This is a genomic window from Pedobacter sp. V48 (assembly GCF_000523515.1).
Lineage (GTDB): Bacteria > Bacteroidota > Bacteroidia > Sphingobacteriales > Sphingobacteriaceae > Pedobacter.
On sequence record NZ_AWRU01000002.1, the window covers coordinates 86,422 to 107,470 of the forward strand.

The following is a 21,049-nucleotide window of genomic DNA, read 5'->3' on the forward strand; positions in this document are numbered from 1 at the left end:
TTTTACTTAATTCGCTGTACCACGTAACGTTTCAACCTATCCCATAAGGTTCCTTTTCTGTTTTTCAGGAAGCCCTTGATGGCTGCATAGGCAGCGGGACTTTCCGCTATCGTATCAGGAAACTGGGTTATAGGTTTCGGATTGATGATGACATTGTAAATGTCGTTAATCCCCGAATGTATACCTGATCCATCATGACCTATATTGTTTACCAGCGATTGTGAGGGATTAAGTGTTAATCCTCCTTTTAAAAATATAGAAGCGTACCATCTGATTGCCCACGAATTGTTCTTGCCGCTTTTAAAGTCTTCCATCTGTTTCCAGAAATTCATGGTATGTTCAATGGAAAAAGCACTTTTTGCCGACTTGTCAAACTTAGCCATCAGGGTGTCTATGTTTGGCTCAAAATGTTCCCATGCGCGTTCCCACGTTGCCCAGCCCCAGCTGGTGGCAGCGCGATAAAAGAACGTTTCAGGTAAATCAGCATCTTTTAAATTGTACATATAAGCGCCAATATGCATTACTTTGCTTTCATCGCGGTACCGACTTAATGCTTGATTGAAATAGGTTAATGTATAAGGTGAGGTGATCAGGTCATCTTCAAAAACAATTACTTGCTTGTAGTCTTTTATGAGTTTGCTTACCCCAATGATAATCGATTTGGCAAGCCCCATGTTTTCCTTGCGCTCTATAATCTCGACCGATTTAAACCCGTCAATATTTTTGAGCAGTTCCCTCACCTCGAGCACATTCTTTTCGTCGGCTTCCGATTTAAATCCATCAGAAAACACAAACAGCCTGCTTTCAGCAGCCAGTTCATTCTGTTGTAAAAATTTGAGCGTTCGCGCAGTATGGTCAGGACGATTGTAAACAAATAATGCTATAGGAGCAAAGGTTTGCATAAATCTAATCTTTTATACCTTCAACAATTAAAGACGAATAACCCAGGGGTTCATTAAAACGTTTGTCGTACCTTTTAGATCTGATCACGTGCCCATCTTTACTATCCCATTCATTAAAATGGAACTGACCATTCTCGTCATAATACTCTAAAAGATTTACGCGATAGCCCGACTCCTGGAATGCTTTAGACAGCGTTTTATAATCATATAATAATTTATGGTCATGGGCCCCCTCTCCGTGTCCACCTGGCTTCACCATATTTATGTAATCAGGATTGGGATGAAAACCATCTGGAACAGCAATTCTAACCACTCCGCCTTTTTTAAGGTACTTATTGCAATTCTTTAACGCAATTATTGCATCATCATAACTGATGTGCTCAAAAACATGTTCAGCTAAAAAACGGTCTGCTTTTTTATCGCCAAATAAATTGTCAAACGAAGAGAGCTCTAACAAATTAAGGTTCTCTATATTGGTAGGTAACCAATCCTTATAATCAGTGGTATGTGCCCCAATAATGATCTGGAGTTTTCCGGTGCTGTTCTTTATTTTAGCCTTAAGCTGAATGAGCTCCAGTATGTTTTTGGGCTTATATATAATTTCTCTTATTACCTTTCTTAAGGACATCTTTAATGTGTTATGATTTATGGTAAAGTTAAAACGTTAAATGCAAGGCGCTAATATATTAATATTAAAATTTATGTAGTGCCTAAGCAGGCCGATCCGTTGAACCTTTTAATTTCTGGTATAATGTAATTAGCAGCAGCGACTTAAGCATCATTATACCTTGATGTCTTGTTTTTGGGATAAGTAAAATCCAAAATGTAGAACAGGCATAGGCAACCAATGTAGCCATTGCTGCCCCCGCTATTCCATATTTAGGGATCCAGAAAACATTTAATATAATGTTGATCACCGCACCCATTGCAGTACGTAGCATGGATAATTTCGTATAACCCTCGGCAATTAAGAACTGCGTACTTGCAGTACCCAAAAATACAAAGATTCCTGCCCAAATGTGTATCGACAACACACGCGCACCACTGTAAAATTCGGGTGTAAATATTCTGAAGAGATATGGAGCGGTAAATGTGATAAATATGGCCAGGACCATGCTTATCCAAACCATTAAATCGTACAGGTTTTGCATCCTCTTTTCATACCGCTGGAGGTTGTCCCTTCGGGCATTCATAATGGCGGGGAATACTGATGCGGCTACAGCAACGGGGATAAAATACCATGCTTCGGCAAACTGAACTGCATTGGCGTAAATCCCGAGCTCCCCGCTACCCTTATAATATTCAATCATCAGCTTGTCAATGTTCATGTAAATAGAAACAAGGATTGCTGAAAATGCCAACGGCCACGAGTTTTTTAACAGAAATTTAGCGATACCGCTCTTAAATGTCCATCGGAAAACTGATTCTCCATTGTTCTGATAAATAAATAGGTATCCCGCGGCCAGCAATGCAGCATCTAATAAAAGCGCAAAAATAAACCATTTCAAACTGGCACCAATAATGATCAAAGTAAGCTTAATCGCGGCAGAAAGAACATTTCCTGCAATTTGTACACGCATGATGTACTTGCCCTGCGTTCTGGACTGGAAGAAACTATCAATAATGTTAAAGGATTGGATTAAACCGGTAAATCCGACGGTCATAATAAAAACCAATGGAGTGTCGATTTTGTTATAGCTATTAACTATAACATAGGTTGTGTAGATCAGCGGAAGAACAATAAGGCCCCCAATAAACTTTATAGCAAAACCCGTTCCCAGCAATTCATTCTTCTTTTCAGGATTCCGCAATAACTCCCTGGTTATAAAACCATCTACTCCAAGGGCTGCTGCGGCAGTAAAAAAGGTTACAAAAGCCACAGGATAATTAAGTATTCCGTTTTGGTCTTTCCCTAAATAATTTGTTACGGTAATGCCTACCACAACTTTAATGGCCATACTTCCTACTCTGGCCAACATTAGCCAGCCTGTGTTTTTCACATATTTCTCCAGGGCCGCCTGATCAAAACCTTTAATGCTTGGGATCTTCACGCTCAATCTCTCTCTTAGTTTTTATTAGGTTAAAGGTGCACCAACCGATACTTTACAATCATGTCCGGGTTGTCCATGCGGTGGGTTCAATTTTACTTCTTTATCTGTTGCAGGCACTTGCTGTTGTGCAGGGGTAGCAACGGGTGCCTGTCCAGCAGGAGCGGTTGTGTTTTTTGCATTAAGTGGCGCCCCTACCGGAATTGAGCAGTCATGAAAAGGCTGACCATGTGCCGGATTGTTTGCCGGTCTTTCTCCGGTAGCTGCACTTTGCTGAGCAGGAGCAGATGGGGTAGTGGATTGTGCTGATGGAACACCACTGGGTGTAGGGGTAACAATATTCTGAGTTTCTTTAGGGCTGGTCTGACAAGCCGAAAAGCCGAATGCTAAAAAGCAGATGTAAAGGATTTTTTTCATTGAATATTTTTTAGGGATTAAAGGGATAATTATTTTGAGGCTTTTTTATTAATGTAATCCATTAGCTGGTCTTTACTAAAGTCAAACTCAAAGGCCTCTGTTACTTTAAAATAGTTTTGTTTATCTACAACCGAATCATAGGCCGATTTACTGATCTCAAGCCGGGAGGCATCAAAATCACAAACTTTTACAAGCGCCGTCAGCTGAGATGCCGAAATTTTATTGCTGTTCAATGCACTTTTAATCAGCTTTATTTTGCCGTTGTCAAAATCCGTACGGGTCACCATGTTTAAAAGCTGATCAAACGATTGGTTACTCATGATATTGTCTCTTGGCAAACTAGGTCTTGTAGGTCTGCCCGGTTCAGCAGGTCTGGAAGGGCGCGCTGGTCTGCCAGGGATGCCGTCATACATCCCGTCCCAATCATCTAAAGCATATTGACCATCATCAAACAGAGGTAGCGTTTTAACTACCTTTAGCCCATTAACACCCGAATAACGCGCAATGGTTCTGCTATTTCTTGTAAGGGATAGGGTTGTTTTTGCAATCTGTCTGTTGTTTCTCATGATGATAACCGTTGGAGCGGTGCTTTCCACATCATAAAAGCGGAAGCGGCCTTTCCAGGAACCAACCTGTTCATCATTCACATAAACAACAATTTTTCCCTGCTGGGCAACTTCAATAAATAATTCTGTGTCGGTGCCTGAATTTTGAGCAAAGATTAAGGAAGTTTGCAGCAGTGCCACAATAAATAATAGGAGCGTTTTCATAATGATTTTCTTTGTGTATATGTTGGAATCTAATCTCATAAGATCTGCAACATTTAAAAATGTAACATCAATTCTTCAAGATGCGTAATTTGCCATTCTACATCCGCAGGTTTTTCTTTATTTAAAGGGTTAAAGTAAATGGCCTTAATTCCATATGCCTGAGCACCGCGAATGTCTGCCTCCACACTGTCCCCAATCATAACAGACTCATGTTTTTCTGCACTGGCCTTGTCTAGTGCATATTCAAAAATAGCTTTGTCAGGTTTATTAACACCAACATCCTCAGAAATGATCACATTTTTAAAGTAAGGATTTAAACCCGAACGATCCATTTTAGTTAATGTACTTTCCTTAAAGCCATTAGAAATGATATGTAAGGTGTATTTTTTTTGAAGATAAGCCAGTACTTTTTCAGATCCTTCAAACAAATTCGTTCTTGTTGGAGTCAGGTTCACATAGTCCTCTTCAAATTGCTGTGGCACAAGTTCGGGGGATACCCCTAGCTGAATAAAAGTCTTTTTAAATCGCTCTGATCTTAACGTTTCTTTGCTGATAGTGCCCACATGGTATTGCGCCCAAAGCAGATGATTGTTTTCGGTATAAGTAGTTATGAAATCCGCTGCAGATGTTAATCCCAGTTTCCCAAGCTCATAATGTGTATAAAGTTCATGCAAAGTTTCCTGAGCATTTCTGTCAAAATCCCAGATGGTATGATCTAGATCGAAAAAAATATGTTTAATCATGGTAAAAACGCCTTACTGCTTAAGTCCGTATGCCAAATCTCCGGCATCGCCTAATCCGGGCACAATATACGCTTTACTGGTCATTTCTTCGTCAATAGCGCCAAGCCATAACTTAGCTTTGGGTAAATTTGCCCTTACATGTCTAACCCCCTCGGTACTTGCAATTACCGAAACAATGTGTAACTCTTTGAGTGGGTACCTTCGTATTAATTCCTTGCAGCAAAGTACCATTGTAAGGCCGGTCGCCAACATGGGGTCAGCAATGATCACGGTTTTATCCGTTAAATCCGGCGAGGAAATATGCTCCATTTGTATCTCAAAACTTCCGCTTTTGTGGGTTCTTCTGTAAGCAGCAATAAAAGCAGCATCCGCCTGATCAAAAACATTCAGCAATCCCTGATGCAGGGGGAGTCCTGCACGCAATATAGTAGCCAAAACCGGCTGATCTAATAATTGCACACTTGGTGCAATGCCCAGTGGGGTTTGAGTTTCCGTTTTTATGTATTCAAGGGTTTTGCTGATTTCGTAAGCAAAAAACTCACCTATACGTTCCATATTTTTGCGGAAACGCATGGCATCTTTTTGGATGTTTTCATTTCGAAGTTCCGAGATGAAAACATTGGCATGTGAATTTATTTTGCTGAGTTCGAATATCATCACATAAATTTAAACAAAATTGCCCTCTAAAACAATTGGCTGCTCTTTTAAGTTAAAGGTGTTACAGTTGCCAGCTCCAGGGTCACAGTTGCATGGCCGATGTGTACTTTTTTTCGTAAATTTGAAAATTATGCCAGGCATCATCTTACTATTAAAAATCATAAAAAACACGGATGAAATTTCAACTTGTTTCAGATTATAAACCAACGGGCGATCAACCTAATGCCATTCAGCAACTCGTTGAAGGTGTTAACGGAAATGAACATTATCAAACGCTTTTAGGGGTTACCGGCTCAGGTAAAACATTTACTGTTGCCAATGTAATCCAGCAAACGCAAAAACCTACGCTGATCCTAAGCCACAATAAAACGCTTGCGGCACAGCTTTATGGTGAGTTTAAGCAATTCTTTCCAGAAAATGCCGTGAACTATTTTGTGTCTTATTACGACTATTATCAGCCTGAGGCTTTTATGCCCAGCACCAATACCTATATAGAAAAAGACCTTAGTATAAATGAAGAAATAGAGAAATTAAGGTTACGTACGACCTCGGCACTCATGTCTGGCCGTAGAGACGTAATCGTGGTTTCCTCTATTTCCTGCATCTATGGTATGGGTAATCCTGAAGATTTTTCGAGATCCGTGTTTCGCTTCTCAGTAGGAACCAGGATCTCGCGCAATTCATTTTTACATAGCCTGGTCGAGATTTTATACGCTCGTACTACAAATGAATTTAAGAGAGGAACGTTTAGGGTAAAAGGCGATACAGTAGATATTTTTCCTGCTTACCTGGATACTGCTTATCGTGTTTCATTCTTTGGCGATGATATCGAAGAACTTAGCGCTATTGATCCTGTAACCGGGAAGACACTAGAGAAGCTGGAAGATATGGCTATTTATCCGGCCAATCTGTTCGTAACACCAAAGGACAGGTTCAACTCCTCCATCTGGGGTATCCAGGAAGAACTGGAGATCAGGAAAAACCAATTGATTGACGACAGACAATTGCTGGAAGCAAAAAGACTGGAAGAAAGGGTGAATTTTGACATCGAAATGATGAAAGAACTGGGCTATTGCTCAGGGATTGAAAACTACTCAAGGTTTTTCGATGGACGTTCACCAGGAATGCGGCCTTTCTGTTTACTTGATTATTTTCCTGATGATTATTTGATGGTGATTGATGAGAGTCACGTTACTGTTCCTCAGATCAGGGCAATGTATGGCGGGGACAGATCACGTAAAATGTCGCTGGTGGAATATGGCTTCCGCTTACCTTCGGCGCTGGATAACCGCCCACTTAATTTTGATGAATTCGAACGTTTGGCACCACAAACAATTTATGTAAGTGCTACGCCTGCCGATTATGAACTGCAAAAATCTGATGGGATTTATGTGGAGCAGGTAATTCGCCCCACAGGGTTGTTAGATCCTTTGATTGAGGTTCGTCCGGCAATTAACCAGRWAGRYSRTTTGCTTGACGAAATCGACAAAACCATTAAAATGGGCGATAGGGTATTGGTAACTACGCTAACAAAAAGAATGGCCGAGGAATTGACCAAGTATATGGACCGCTTAAACATTAAGGTCCGTTATATTCACTCTGAGGTAAAAACACTGGAGCGGGTAGAGATTTTAAGGGGGCTTAGGTTAGGTGAGTTTGATGTGCTGATAGGAATTAACTTGTTAAGAGAAGGGTTAGATTTGCCAGAGGTTTCTTTTGTGGCCATACTGGATGCCGACAAAGAAGGTTTTCTTCGCTCCGATCGTGCATTAATTCAAACAATCGGAAGAGCTGCGCGTAATGATAGGGGAAGGGTAATCATGTATGCCGATAAAATTACGGACTCTATGGCAAGAACCATAGAGGAGACCAATAGAAGAAGAGATAAGCAAATTGCCTATAATCTGGAAAATGATATTGTTCCAAAAACCGTAGGCAAAAGCAGGGAAGCAATACTTGAGCAAACATCAGTATTGGATTTCTCTGGCAATGCCACCCGTGCAAAAGCTTATGTCGAGGTTGATGAAGTGAGTATAGCTGCAGATCCGATTGTTCAGTATATGACTAAGCCCGAAATGCAGAAGTCGATAGATAAAACGCGTAAGGATATGGCTAAGGCAGCAAAGGAAATGGACTTCTTGTTGGCCGCAAGATTGAGAGATGAGATGTTTGCAATGGAAAAAATGTTTGAAGAAAGATTTGGTAAATAATGGACGGAAAAAATAGAAAAGACATATATCCGGGTTTAGAAGTGGATATCATATTGAAAAAAGATCAGCGTAACGGTACTTTAACAAGAGGTATTGTAAGTAATTTATTAACCTCAGCACCATACCACTCCAGGGGAATTAAGGTTCGGTTGGAAGACGGACAGGTGGGCAGAGTTGCCGCTATTGTTGATGAAGAATAAATAAGGTATATTGTAATTGCTTTGCAATAATCTAATTGCGTTTGTAATATTGATATCGCAACTGTGTCTATATTTTACCAATAAACCTCTTTTCAAAGGTTGCAGGGAGGTTAGTGAGGCTGTAATTAAACAGTTTTACTTAAATTTGTAAATATTAAAATAAAGAAATGGGACTTATAAAATTCATATTAATATCGGTACTGGTCATGTATATTATCCGGATGATCCTCCGTTTAATATTTCCTGTAGTATTAAGAAGTATGTTTAGTAAAGTTCAGCAGCAAGCTGCAAACCAGTCTCGCCAGCCGAACAATCAACGCTATTCAAAGCCAGAAGGCGATATCTCAATCGAATATGTACCACCTAGAGAAAAGAAGGGGAATTCAGATAAATTAGGCGATTTTGTTGATTACGAAGAGATAAAATAGCCGTTTTTTGCCAGTTTTTTATTTTTTTTAAAAAGGAATTTTTATCTAAGTTTGGGGTTAGTTTAAATCATAAACAAACCTTAATGAATAATTGGTTAAAAGCAAATGGCATACACCTGGMCRYTMTTNSGATYTTWTATAATCATCTGTTTTGTCTACTTCAGTCCTGTCCTGCAAGGTAAGGCGCCTGCTCAGGGAGACGTTTTGGGAGCTAAGGCAACCGCCACAGAAATCATGCACTACAAGGAAAAGGATGGTAAAGGTCCATTATGGACTAACCAGATTTTTGGTGGTATGCCTGCATACCAGATTTGGGTTCAGCATCCGTATAATGGAGCAACTTACGTGATCTCCCTAATTAAAACTATTTTTCCTGACCCGGTAGATTCTGTTTTGCTGTACCTTGTTGGTGCTTATTTCCTGTTTATCGTGCTGCGCATCAACCCATGGCTGGCAGCAGCGGGAGCAATAGCTTTCGCCTTTACATCGTATAATTTTATCATTATTGCTGCAGGGCATAGCAACAAAGCCCTTGCTATTGCATTTTGTGCACCCATCATTGCCAGTGTAATTTTAACCCTCAGAGGTAAATATTGGGTAGGGGCAAGTTTAACTGCTTTATTCCTTGCATTAGAGATCAGGTCAAACCACATTCAAATGACGTATTATCTGATGATTGCTTTATTAATATTCATCAGTATTGAAATTTACCATGCTGTGAAAGCTAAGAAACTTGCCGAATTGGGTAAGGCGCTAAGCTTTTTGGCCGTTGGGATGCTGGTTGCGTTTATGGTTAATACAGGCAAATTATGGACTACTTACGAGTACGGTAAAGAATCTAACAGGGGTAAATCTAACTTAACTACCGATGCGGCAGAAGAGAAAAATGGTTTATCAAAAGAATACGCATATGGCTGGAGTCAGGGTATTGGCGAAAGTTTTACTTTCCTGATCCCGGATCTTTATGGTGGTGCAACTAGCATCGATGCACTGGTAAAGCCCGAAAGCCACACTTATAAAGCTTTGCAAAGTATAACCGGAGGCGATCCTACTCAGGCAATTGGCCAGTTAGCCGGACAAATCGGCTTGCAACAGTATTGGGGCGAAAAACCGGGAACATCCGGCCCGTACTACTTTGGTGCTATCGTATGCTTCCTGTTTGTATTTGGCTTATTGATCGTGAGAAGCAGATTAAAATGGTGGATACTCGGTACAACCATTCTTTTCATGTTCCTTTCATTCGGAAAGAACTTCCCGTTGATCTCTGACCTTTTCTTCGAGTATTTCCCGTTGTATAACAAGTTTAGAGCAGTTGAGTCTATTCTGGCCCTTGTTGGTTTAATGGTCCCTGTTTTAGCTTTTCTTGCCATTAAAGAAGCTCAGGAAGGCACTTATGATCAAAAAACACTTGTTAAAAAACTGACGATCGCAGGTGGGATAACTGGTGGTTTTGCACTAATTGTGGCCATCATGCCTACTGCGCTGTTTAGCTTCACTACAGCTAATCATCAGTTAATGGTACAGGCGCTTACACAGATGCTTCAAAATAATGCCAGCGTTGCGCAATCTATCGCCAATGCACTTATTGCCGACAGGGCTGATATTGCACGTGCAGATGCCATTCGTTCATTCCTGTTTATTGCTGTTGGATACGCTTTGGTATGGGCACTTATCACTAAAAAGATCAACATGCAACTTGCCTTTATCCTGTTGGGATGCGCCGTTATGATTGACATGTGGCAGGTAGATCGCCGTTATCTGAACAACGGTAATTTTGCTAGTAAAACGGATTTAAATAACCATTTCCAACCACGTGAAGTGGATACTTTCATCTCTTCAGATAAGGATCCTGATTTCAGGGTAATGGATTTAACCATTAATACTTTCTCCGATGCAAGTACTTCTGCTTTCCATAAAACCATCGGCGGGTATCACGCAGCAAAACTGAAAAGATATCAGGAACTGATAGACAACCAGCTTACCAAAAGTGTTAACCAGGATGTGCTGGACATGCTGAACACGAAATATATCATCACCCAGGATCCTAAAAACGGATCTTACCAGATGAAAAATAATGCAACAGCAGCAGGAAACGTATGGATTGTTCAGAACGTCCAGTTTGTTAAAGATGCGGATGAGGAAATGAAAGCAATTAGCAGCTTTGATCCTAAAAAAGAAGCTATTGTTGATGTCAGATACAAAGATCAGATCAGCTCTAAGAATGTTGGGGCAGATCCAACGGCTTCCATTAAGCTGGATAGCTATAGCCCCGATCATATGATTTACTCTTACAGCGCTCCTCGTGATATCATTGCTGTGTTCTCTGAAATTTATTACGATAAAGGATGGAATATGTATGTTGATGGGGTTCAGAAACCATACTTCAGAGCAGATTATGTACTTCGTGCTGCGCAGCTTGAAGCGGGTAACCATAAAGTTGAATTTAAATTTGAGCCAACTTCATATTATTTGGGTGAAAAAATCTCTTTGGCCGGTTCTATCCTTTTAGTAGCTGGTCTTGGATTTGCCTTCTATGACGATAAGAGAAAGAAAAAAGCAGCTAAATAATAGTCGTTTATAAAATTTTACACAGGCCGTTACTTTAAAAAGTGGCGGCCTTTTTTTTTGCCCCTCCGGTTAATCATAATGTTTTCTTAACGCCTTGTTAATCTATGTGTTGCAAATTTGTATAATAAACTAATATCCTATNGYTNKWWTTSTTTYTMWTAKYRTGWKWSAWKGCAANTMSWAGNWTYMKYKYTMAGMMYRTWSGRRYWRAYMATGGAGGAAGATGATATCTAAAAGAGAAGTTGATATAGCTGTAATTTCCGACGTTCACCTTGGGACATATGGTTGTCACGCCAAAGAATTGTTAAAATACCTTAAAAGCATTAAACCTAAAATGCTGGTGCTGAACGGCGACATCATAGATGTATGGCAGTTTAGTAAAAGATACTGGCCAGAAACCCATATGAAGGTCGTTCGAAAACTAATGAAATTTGTAGTAGAGGGCGTTCCAGTATATTATTTAACAGGTAATCATGATGAATTGCTGAGAAAATTTGCCGACATGCATTTAGGTGCATTTCACCTTCAGAATAAGCTGATCCTGGAACTCGATGGAAAAAAGGCATGGTTCTTTCATGGTGATGTTTTTGATGTAACCATGCAGCATTCTAAATGGCTGGCCAAGCTGGGCGCAGTAGGTTACGATACATTGATCTTGATAAATAGTTTTGTCAACTGGTGCCTTACTTCTATAGGAAGCGAGAAAATGAGTTTCTCTAAAAAGATAAAAGCCAAGTTTAAAGATGCTGTAAAGTTCATCAATAAGTTTGAATACACCGCTGCAGAACTTGCAGTAGAGAAAGGTTACCAGTATGTTGTCTGCGGGCACATTCATCAACCTGAAATGCGTACCATTACCACAGAAGATGGTGAAGTAACTTATCTGAATAGTGGCGACTGGGTTGAAAATTTAACAGCACTAGAATATTACGATAAAAGCTGGAAGATTTTTAAGTACGATCAAAAGGACTTTGAGAAGGATGAAGCAGAAGAAGGTGTTTTGTCTGATAGTGAAGATCTTCACAGTAAATTGGATATCAATACTTTATTGCAAAAGATTAAATTAGAAATTGCCTAGCGCGTTAAACCTGCATGAGTTTACATTTATTCTTTTACTTTGAATTCAGCTCATGCGAGCTTCATAACTTATAAAAAAGCAATATATTCTGACGAAAATTACAGATATTCGGTGCGAATGAAGATACTTTACGCCATTCAGGGAACCGGCAATGGACACATTAGCCGGGCTAGAGAAATTGTGCCATTGCTGCAGCAATATGGAGATGTAGATCTTTTAATTAGTGGAACACAAGCAGATGTTAAATTAACACAGCAKSYSWASWMKMMGCTNCWTSSSWTTAGCTTTATCTTCGGTAAAAAAGGCGGTGTAAATCATTACCAGACCTGGAAGGAAATGAATCTTCCCCGCTTTGTTAAAGACATGCGCAGCGTGCCGCTTAAACAGTACAACCTGATCCTTAATGATTTTGAGCCGGTAACTGCCTGGGCTTGTAGACGGCAGCGAATAGAGAGTGTTGGGCTAAGCCATCAGGCCTCCTTTCAATCTAAAAAAGTCCCTAAGCCTAAAAGTATAGACTGGGCGCAGCTGGTTATGAAATATTATGCTCCTGCTTCTCACTATGTTGGCTTTCATTTCGATAGGTATGATGATTTCATTTATACGCCGGTAATTCGTGCCGAAATCAGGAATATGATTGTCTCAAACCTGGGACACTATACTGTCTACCTGCCTGCAATAGACGATAAATTTCTCGTCCCTATTTTAAAACAAATCCCGCATATCAAATGGGAGGTCTTCTCTAAACATACCAAAGTGGCCTATAATGATGAAAATGTGGCTGTTCATCCGGTGAATAATGAATTGTTCAATAAGAGCCTGGCTTCCTGCGAAGGGTTATTTACAGGTGGCGGATTTGAAGGCCCGGCCGAAGCATTGCATATGGGCAAAAAGTTGCTTGTTGCACCCATGAAATTTCAGTACGAACAGCAATGTAATGCTTTCGCACTAAAGCAATTTGGGCTGCCCGTAATATGGGGAAGTAATAAAAACTGGTTGCCTATTATTAAAAACTGGGTGAGCAATCCTCAAGAGCATCAATTTTATTTTCCTGATGAAACCGCTGCGGTAATTGATAAAGTTGTGAAGCAGTTTGCCAGATAATTTGCTTTACTTTGCCTTAATATACAGGCATGATCAATCAATTTAGAAATTTAAACCCTATAAACCTGCTCATATTATTCGCATATACTTTTTTTATGCGCATGGCAATATTTGCTGACCTACCTCCATCGCTTCAGTTTGAATTCCTGGAACCATATACTAAATTCTTTCTCCAGATACCCCTTCAAAATACTTTCTCGCCTGCAGGCAATGTTTTTTTTGCAGGGATAATCATTTTTGTCCAGGCAATCCTGTTTAACAGGGTGGTCAACAACCATGGCTTGCTAAGTAAACCGGGGTATTTACCAGCATTGTTATATGTTACCGCTTCGAGTTTGTTTATGCCTTTTCTCATTCTGAGTCCAACTTTGATTTGTAATTTCCTCATGATATGGATAATGGATAAGTTTCTGAAGATGGCGAAGTCTCTAAATGCAATCATGACAATGTTTGATGTAGGGATGATCATCGCTATCGGAACGCTTATTTATTTTCCTTTTATCGTCATGCTGGCGATGCTGTGGTTTACATTACTGTTGTATAGGTCGTTTAGCTGGCGGGAGTGGATTTCGGGCCTGGTTGGCTTTTTAACCATATTTTTCTTCGTTGGAGTTTACTATTATTGGAATGATAATTTGTCCATGTTCTACAAAATCTGGCTACCGCTAACCAATAAATTCCCTTCCGTATTTACAATCAATTACAACGATTACCTGGTATTGGTTCCGGTGGTAGTGATGATCGTTCTGGCTACTTTGCAGCTACGCGAGAACTTTTTTAGAAGTTTCATCAGTACAAGAAAAGCATTTCAGATGCTTTTCTTTATGTTCATCATTAGCATTGTCAGTTTTTATACCAAACCCGATTTCAGGTTATATCATTTCTTATTATGCGTGCCCCCGGGGGCCGTTTTATTGGCATACTATTTCTCAAACGCGAAAAAAAGATGGTTTTATGAAAGTCTGTTTCTGATCCTTGTTTTTGCCATTCAGTACTTTTTGTTTGTTTAACTTTTTTTAACAATTTGAAATGTTGAAACTTGCTAAAGATTAATAGCTTTGTGCAATGAAGTTTGGAGTAGCTGTCCTGAATGCATAATCTTGTCATAGATATTGGTAACACGAATAGTAAACTGGCTGTTTTTAATAACCGGAAGCTGGTTGAATATCAAACGCTGAAACAAGTAACGGCTGAGGCGCTGATAAGTTTAATTAAGCAGTATAAGGTTAGTAATTCAACAATTTCAAGTGTAGCCATTGAATTTGAAGATATCATTGGTGTTTTAAAAGAGAACACAAATTATATTGAGTTTTCTACAAGGATAAACACTGGAATCAAGAATCACTATAAGACGCTTTCTACGCTGGGTTTGGACAGGTGGGCAAAGATTATTGCAGCCCATTATTATTATCCCAAAAGAAATTGTTTTATAATTGATGCAGGAACTTGCATCACATATGATTTGCTGGATAGCGATGATGCCTATTTTGGAGGTAGTATAAGTTTAGGCTTACACATGCGTTTTGAGGCATTACATCATTTTACACGCAGATTGCCCCTGGTAAAGTGGGATAGGGGTGAGACAGAGATACCAGCCGGTGAAGATACGCCTACTGCTATTAAAAGCGGAGTTTTACAAGGCGTAATTAATGAAGTTGAGGGATTTATTTCCCATAAAAATAAAGAAAATAAGGATCTGACGGTACTAATGACAGGAGGAGATGCAGCTTTTTTGCTGAAACAATTAAAAAACAGCATCTTTGCGCCTCAAATTATACACGATCCATACCTAGTATTAAAAGGATTAAATGAAGTCATTGCTTTTGAATATGTACAAAAAGATTAATTATATAGCGGCAGCATTGTTATTGCTTACCAGTATTTCTGTTAATGCGCAGGTTACAACACAGTCGCCATACTCCAGATTTGGACTTGGAAACGTAAAAGGAGCATTACTTCCTCAGTTTAAGGCAATGGGTGGTATTTCCACCGGTGTTTATAAACCCAGTGGATTTAGCAACATAAATATGCAGAATCCCGCATCCTATTCCGGAATCACAATGACCACACTTGATATGGGTTTAAGCGGAGCTTTTACTACCCTAAAAGATGGTTCAAAATCTGAAAGCAGTTTTAACGGTACGCTTAGTCACGTTGCACTTGCTTTTCCGGTAATATCAGGCAAATCCGCATTGAGCTTTGGCTTGTTGCCATTTACGGAGCTTGGTTACGAATATAGCGTTAGTGATAAATTGGACACAAACAGCGTAAATTACCTGTATTCAGGAGAAGGAAACTTAACAAAAGCATATTTTGGTTACGGACAGCAATTCGGAGATCATTTCAGAATTGGTGGTAACATCGAATATATATTTGGAAATTTACAGGAAAGCGCCTCTTTAGAGCCAATTAATCAGGTTGCCCGTAATAGCCGTAACATTAAAAAGAATAGTGTTGGCGGAATAGGTTTTTCTTACGGAGCACAATATGAAATCCCACTGGGAACAAGAAAGCGCATTACTTTGGGTTATTCGGGATCTTCTTCTTCGTCAGTTAATTACAAAAAGACTTTCTTAACTACCTTATATCAAAGGGATAATGAAGGTAATGAGTTGCCAAAAGTTGATACCGTTAAAATAGTTGAAAACAGCTCAGCTAAAATGAAACTTCCTTTAATGCACAATTTCGGGATCTCTATCCAAAGAGATAACAAATGGATGATTGGTGCCGATTATAGAATGGGTCAGTGGTCTAAATTGAGCATGGATGGTGTTAATCAGGGATTGCAGGACAGCTGGGGTTTCTCGGCAGGTGGACAAATCACGCCGGATGCAAGCGCCGTTTCGGGATATTTTAAACATGTAGATTATCGTGTGGGATTCCAGTATGATAAAACCTATATCCAGCTAAATAATCAGGACGTGAAGCAAATGGCAGTCACCTTTGGTGTAGGGCTTCCTTTAGCACTTAGCAGAAGCTCTTTCTACAAGCTAAACTTTACCACTGAAGTAGGAAAAAGAGGATCACTAACTAATGGGCTTATCCAGGAGAACTATATTAATTTCCATCTAGGATTTACACTTAACGATACCTGGTTCAGAAGATATAAATTCGACTAATGAAAGTCCGGGGTATAATATATGGAAGTGTTATACTTTGTCTGCTGCAAATTTGTTTAAGCTCCTGCGGGGAAGACGACCTGAAGAAAGCCGCAAAGCTATCTGAAAAGGTTGCTTTAAACAGGGACCGTACTACAGGTGTAGACATTATTTATAGTGACTCCGCTAAAGTTAAGGCACAAGGGTTTGCACCTATTCTAGATAAAGTTACTCCTGCCAATGGTGCCGTTTATCAGGAAATGCCAAAAGGTGTAAAAATCAACTTCATCGACGAAATCACCACAAAGATCAAGGGATCTATTACCTCGGATTATGCGATTATGAAGGATACCGAGAAGCTGACCATCTTCAAAAGAAACGTTGTTGTTGTTAACGAGAACATGACCTTTAATACCGAAGAATTGGTTTGGGATCAAAACAAGAAACTGTTTTTATCTCCAAAAGGAGTGGTTACAAAACCAGACGGTACAGTGCTTAACGCGGTCGACTTTACAGCTACTGAAGATTTCAATTTTATCAACTGGAAAAACGGATCGGGCGAGACCTATGTGCCGGATAATTTCGGAGAATAAGCACAATTATTTAGGGGCCTTATTTCCCTAATTTTTAAATACTTATTCAAATACAATTTAATATTTTCTTTTTTTAGCAAAAGTTGTATCTTGCGCCCTCTTAAAAAAAATTATAAATAAGAATATTATGGGTTTAATGACATTTTTGCGGAATCGCGCAGGCTATATTCTGATAGGAGCCATCGGTTTTGCAATTGTTGCATTTTTGGTTGGTGATGCAATTAACGTAGGTAAGCCTTTCTGGGCTGCTTCTCAAAAAGTTGTGGGGTCTGTTGATGGTGAGGATATAAACATAGATGAGTTTGGTGCTAAGGTTGATCAAAGCCTTGCTCAGTTCAAACAACAATATGGCGGTTCAGGCAACGCCCAAATGCAGGCTATGGCGGTTGATAATGTGTGGCAAGGTGAAGTAGCAAGAGTTCTTTTAGGAAAAGAGTATAGCCGTTTAGGTATAAACGTTTCTGGTGATGAATTGGCTGACCTGATTAAGGGAGACAATCCAAGCCCGATAATTGTACAATATTTTGGAAACCCTCAAACTGGTCAGGTTGATAGAGCTCAGGTGATCAGAACTTTTAAAGAAGGTTATAAAGATCCTAACATGGCTAAACAGCTACAGGCTGTTGAAGCTGAAATAGAAAGACAAGCATTACAACAAAAATATGTTAAGATGATCAGCAATGCTGTTTATGTAACTTCATTAGAAGCTAATGATGAATATGTAAACCGTAATAAACTGGCTAACTTCAAATATGTTGGTCTTGAATATGCATCTATTCCTGACGCAAGCGTAAAGATTGCAGAATCTGATTACTCAGATTACTATAACGATAACAAACAACGTTTTGAAAACCCTACAGAAACACGTGCGTTTGAGTATGTGTCTTTCAGTGTTAGCCCAACTAAAGAAGATTCTGCAGCGGTTAAATCTCAGGTGGAGAAACTTGCAGCAGACTTTAAAACAGCTGCTAACGATTCTCTTTTTGCTGCGGTTAACTCAGACGTTAAAGTTCCATACACTTATATCAATAAAGGTAAACTAGATCCTGCTGTAGATTCAGTAGTATTTAACCTGCCTGCAGGAAGTTTCTTCGGACCTAAATTCTCGGGTAACTCTTACAAACTGGTTAAAGTTATAGATACCCGTTTCTCTCCTGATTCAGTTAAAGCAAGCCATATCCTACTTGATGCCAGCAAACTTGGTGGTGTAGATAAAGCTGTAAAAATGGCCGATTCGTTAAAAGGACTGATTCAAAAAGGTGCAAGCTTTGCTACTTTAGCCGCTCAGTACAGCGTAGACGGATCTAAAGATAAAGGTGGAGATCTTGGTACTTTTTCCCGTGGCCAAATGGTACCTGAATTTGAGAATGCTGCATTTAACGGAAGTGTTGGCGACCTTAAAGTGGTAACCTCACAGTTTGGTGTACACTTAATTAAAATCGAGAAACAAATTGGTTCTTCAAAAGTGGCTAAACTGGCTTACATCGAGAAGAGCTTATTGGCAAGTAATAAAACTAAAGATGCTGCCTATAAAAAAGCAAGTAACTTCTTAAGTGAAGTTAAAGGTGGCAGTTTCTCTGAGCTTGCTCAGAAAAAAGGTTATACTGTAGGTGTAGCTGATAAAATTACACCAACACAAGGTTTCGCTCCAGGCTTAGACAATCCACGTCAGTTAATTCGTGATGCGTATGATGCTAAAAAAGGAGATGTGTTAGATCAGGTATATCAAATGGATAATTCATTTGTAGTAGCGCGTGTTACGGATATCAGACCAAAAGGAACATTGCCATTAGAAGCAGTTAAGAAAGATATTGAGCCAATGGTTCGTAACCTGGTTAAGGCTAAAATGCTTAAAGAAAAAATTGACAAAGCATTACAAGGTGCTGCCAACATTGATCAGGTAGCGCAAAAACTAGCTAAACCGGCAACACCTGTTCAAAACATCGTATTCTCTAATCCTATTATCCCAGGCGGTGGCCAGGAAAATAAAGTGGTTGGAGCGGTATTTGGATCTCAACCAGGTAAGCTTTCTAAAGCAATTGATGGCGAGCGTGGTGTTTATGCATTCTCAGTGGACGGATTTACGAATCCTGCGCCGTTAGCGAATACTTATAAACAAAAAGAAATAATGATGCAGGCTACTGCTCAGCGCTCTTTAGGTGCGGCATTCCAGGCATTACAAGATAAAAGCGACATAAAAGACAATAGGGTGAAATTCTATTAATCTTATTTTACGTAATTTTGTAACCGGAAGTAGTGTCTACTTCCGGTTTTTTTATTTTAGAGCGATGGAGATTCAAGAAAATTTTGTCAATAAAGTAGCGGCCAGCGGTTTAATTACGTTTAACCTTGAAGATTACCTTAATCAGGGAGAAAGAGTTGTTTATGATATTAAGGATAATCTTTTTCACGGACTGATGTTAAGAGAGAAAGATTTCAGAGAGTTTATAAAAACGCACGAATGGACCGCTTATAAGGGTAAAAATGTAGCAATCACTTGTAGTGCTGATGCTATAGTACCTACCTGGGCTTATATGCTGTTGGCTAACAAAATGAGACCATATGCAAATGAGGTTGTATTTGGTAGCCTTGAAACATTAGAAGCCGTGTTGTTTACTAAAGCCCTGGCAAAGATTGATCTTAATGCTTTTGCCGGTGAACGTGTGGTCGTAAAAGGTTGTGCAGATATTGATCTGCCTGTTGCAGCTTATGTAGAGATTACTAATCTGCTAACGCCAGTTGTAAAAAGCATTATGTATGGAGAGCCATGTTCTACGGTGCCCATATATAAGCGAAAGGATTAATTTTGGATTGTTTTTTGTTTTAGCTTAGGTATGAGAAAATCACTATTGTTTATTGTTGTTGCATTCCTAAGCTTTAGCGCTGCGGCCCAGGAGTTACCTTTTGTAAAGGAACCCGTGTTTCAACCCGGAGAGGTTTTAACCTATAAATTAAAATATGGATTTATCACCGCAGCAGAAGGGACCTTAAAAGTGCTTAATTCTGACCTTAAATTTGATGGTAAACCTACTTATAGGTTAAGTGTTGATGGGGTAACATCAGGAACCTTTGATGTCTTTTATAAGATCCGAGATCATTATGATTCCTATATAGATATGGTTAATTTAAAACCTTATTTCTTTCAGGAGAATATCAGGGAAGGCGGTTACAGGCGACAAGACAAAGCCAGATTTAATCAGGATGAAAGGAAAGTAGTGGCTACAAAGGGTACTTTTATTGCCCCTAGCAGTCAAACATTCGACCTGGTTTCTTCTTACTATTTTGCCAGGAGCCTTGATGTCTCTAAAATGAAATCCGGTGATTTTGTTAAACTAAACTATTTTCTAAGCGATGAGATCAGTCAGCTCCAAATACAATATTTAGGTAAGGAAGTGATAAAGACTAAGCTTGGGAAGATAAGCTGTCTGAAATTTAGCCCTTCCATAAAGCCAGGAAGGATATTCCGTAAAGACAGTAAATTATACCTGTGGATTACCGATGATGGCAACAGAGTGCCTGTAAAGGCTCAGGTAGAGATTCTGGTAGGATCAGTAATAATGGAAATTAAATCGGCCGATGGATTAAGGTATCCCTTGGCTATAGTAAAATAGACGAAGATGATAGAAGTACAAAATACCCTCGTGCATGAAGACCTGATCAGGGAGAACTTTGTGTGCAACCTCAACAAATGTAAGGGTATTTGTTGTGTAGAGGGTGATGCTGGTGCACCTTTAGATGTAGCAGAAACAGCAATACTTAAAGAAATTTATCCAAAGATTCAGCATTTGCTTGAACCTAAAGGAATAGCCGCAATTGAAGAGCAGGGAACATCTGTAGTTGATGCAGATGGCGATTTAACTACCCCATGCGTAGATGGGCACAAAGAGTGTGCTTATGTTACATTCGAGAATGGAATTACAAAGTGTGGAATTGAGAAGGCATATGAGCAGGGAATAATTGATTGGCAAAAACCGATCTCTTGTCATCTATACCCGATCAGAGTGACCCAATACCCGGAATTTGAAGTGTTAAATTACGACAGATGGCACATCTGCCATGATGCATGTTCATTTGGAAGAGAGTTAAAAGTACCGGTTTATCAGTTTTTAAAAGGACCTTTGACCAGGAAATATGGTGCAGAATGGTTTAAAGAGCTGGAAGATAATGTATCTTCGGATAAAGACTTAAATAGTTAACACCTTAATAGATTTTTAAACAAACAAACGCTATAAC

At 39.5% G+C, this 21,049-nt stretch carries 19 protein-coding genes and 1 pseudogene; 13 read left to right on the plus strand and 7 right to left on the minus strand.

Translation table 11 applies throughout. The annotated features are described in order from the left end of the window. Positions 1-2: 2 nt before the first annotated feature. From N824_RS01755 to upp, 7 genes are all read right to left on the minus strand, one after another. Positions 3-902, minus strand: coding sequence for a glycosyltransferase (locus tag N824_RS01755; protein ID WP_048903431.1), 900 nt, complete (start codon positions 900-902; stop codon positions 3-5). Positions 903-906: 4 nt separating this feature from the next. Beyond that, positions 907-1,530, minus strand: a complete 624-nt coding sequence (locus tag N824_RS01760) for a hypothetical protein (protein ID WP_048903432.1) — start codon at positions 1,528-1,530, stop codon at positions 907-909. A gap of 82 nt (positions 1,531-1,612) precedes the next feature. After that, on the minus strand, positions 1,613-2,953 hold the full coding sequence (locus N824_RS01765) for a flippase (RefSeq protein ID WP_048903433.1): 1,341 nt from the start codon (positions 2,951-2,953) through the stop codon (positions 1,613-1,615). A 24-nt stretch (positions 2,954-2,977) separates the two neighbouring features. Further along, on the minus strand, positions 2,978-3,367 hold the full coding sequence (locus N824_RS27840; RefSeq protein ID WP_052334036.1) for a hypothetical protein: 390 nt from the start codon (positions 3,365-3,367) through the stop codon (positions 2,978-2,980). 29 nt (positions 3,368-3,396) lie between these two features. After that, the gene (locus tag N824_RS01775; protein WP_161662248.1) at positions 3,397-4,137 is read right to left on the minus strand and encodes a DUF4476 domain-containing protein; all 741 of its coding nucleotides are present in this window, start codon (positions 4,135-4,137) and stop codon (positions 3,397-3,399) included. Between the two features lie 53 nt (positions 4,138-4,190). Further along, positions 4,191-4,880, minus strand: a complete 690-nt coding sequence (locus N824_RS01780) for a YjjG family noncanonical pyrimidine nucleotidase (protein ID WP_048903435.1) — start codon at positions 4,878-4,880, stop codon at positions 4,191-4,193. A gap of 12 nt (positions 4,881-4,892) precedes the next feature. Then, positions 4,893-5,537: a uracil phosphoribosyltransferase gene (gene upp, locus N824_RS01785; protein WP_048903436.1), complete on the minus strand. Its 645-nt coding sequence runs from the start codon at positions 5,535-5,537 to the stop codon at positions 4,893-4,895. A gap of 173 nt (positions 5,538-5,710) precedes the next feature. On the opposite strand from upp, the gene uvrB reads away from it, so the two are divergent. The 13 genes and pseudogenes from uvrB (at position 5,711) to N824_RS01855 (ending at position 21,012) form a co-directional block, all read left to right on the plus strand. Beyond that, on the plus strand, positions 5,711-7,747 hold the full coding sequence (gene uvrB / locus N824_RS01790; protein ID WP_048903437.1) for an excinuclease ABC subunit UvrB: 2,037 nt from the start codon (positions 5,711-5,713) through the stop codon (positions 7,745-7,747). Continuing rightward, positions 7,747-7,947 carry a YwbE family protein gene (locus tag N824_RS01795; protein ID WP_048903438.1) on the plus strand — a complete coding sequence of 67 codons (201 nt, stop codon included), beginning with the start codon at positions 7,747-7,749 and terminating at the stop codon, positions 7,945-7,947. Before uvrB ends, N824_RS01795 begins: the two co-directional genes overlap by 1 nt. 167 nt (positions 7,948-8,114) lie before the next feature. Further along, entirely contained in the window at positions 8,115-8,375 is a 261-nt protein-coding gene (locus tag N824_RS01800) for a DUF4834 family protein (protein ID WP_048903439.1), read from the plus strand. 2,794 nt (positions 8,376-11,169) lie between these two features. Then, complete coding sequence (locus N824_RS01810) at positions 11,170-12,021, plus strand: UDP-2,3-diacylglucosamine diphosphatase (RefSeq protein WP_048903604.1); 852 nt, start codon at positions 11,170-11,172, stop codon at positions 12,019-12,021. A 117-nt stretch (positions 12,022-12,138) separates the two neighbouring features. After that, positions 12,139-13,125, plus strand: a pseudogene (locus N824_RS01815) (glycosyltransferase family protein). A 101-nt stretch (positions 13,126-13,226) separates the two neighbouring features. Beyond that, positions 13,227-14,135 carry a DUF6427 family protein gene (locus tag N824_RS01820; RefSeq protein WP_235206971.1) on the plus strand — a complete coding sequence of 303 codons (909 nt, stop codon included), beginning with the start codon at positions 13,227-13,229 and terminating at the stop codon, positions 14,133-14,135. Between the two features lie 80 nt (positions 14,136-14,215). After that, a complete protein-coding gene (locus N824_RS01825) occupies positions 14,216-14,971 on the plus strand; it encodes a type III pantothenate kinase (protein WP_048903442.1) in 756 nt (251 codons plus the stop codon). Then, positions 14,934-16,244, plus strand: a complete 1,311-nt coding sequence (locus N824_RS01830) for an outer membrane protein transport protein (RefSeq protein ID WP_235206963.1) — start codon at positions 14,934-14,936, stop codon at positions 16,242-16,244. Before N824_RS01825 ends, N824_RS01830 begins: the two co-directional genes overlap by 38 nt. After that, positions 16,244-16,816 (plus strand): hypothetical protein, encoded by a 573-nt coding sequence (locus tag N824_RS01835; protein WP_235206964.1) that lies wholly within the window; start codon positions 16,244-16,246, stop codon positions 16,814-16,816. The genes N824_RS01830 and N824_RS01835 overlap by 1 nt, the downstream gene beginning before the upstream one ends. A 127-nt stretch (positions 16,817-16,943) precedes the next feature. After that, positions 16,944-19,040, plus strand: a complete 2,097-nt coding sequence (locus N824_RS01840; protein WP_048903444.1) for a SurA N-terminal domain-containing protein — start codon at positions 16,944-16,946, stop codon at positions 19,038-19,040. 64 nt (positions 19,041-19,104) lie between these two features. Then, positions 19,105-19,620, plus strand: a complete 516-nt coding sequence (locus N824_RS01845) for a DUF2480 family protein (RefSeq protein WP_048903445.1) — start codon at positions 19,105-19,107, stop codon at positions 19,618-19,620. 30 nt (positions 19,621-19,650) lie between these two features. Then, positions 19,651-20,427 carry a DUF3108 domain-containing protein gene (locus N824_RS01850; protein ID WP_048903446.1) on the plus strand — a complete coding sequence of 259 codons (777 nt, stop codon included), beginning with the start codon at positions 19,651-19,653 and terminating at the stop codon, positions 20,425-20,427. Between the two features lie 6 nt (positions 20,428-20,433). After that, positions 20,434-21,012 carry a DUF3109 family protein gene (locus N824_RS01855; RefSeq protein ID WP_048903447.1) on the plus strand — a complete coding sequence of 193 codons (579 nt, stop codon included), beginning with the start codon at positions 20,434-20,436 and terminating at the stop codon, positions 21,010-21,012. Positions 21,013-21,049: the final 37 nt, after the last annotated feature.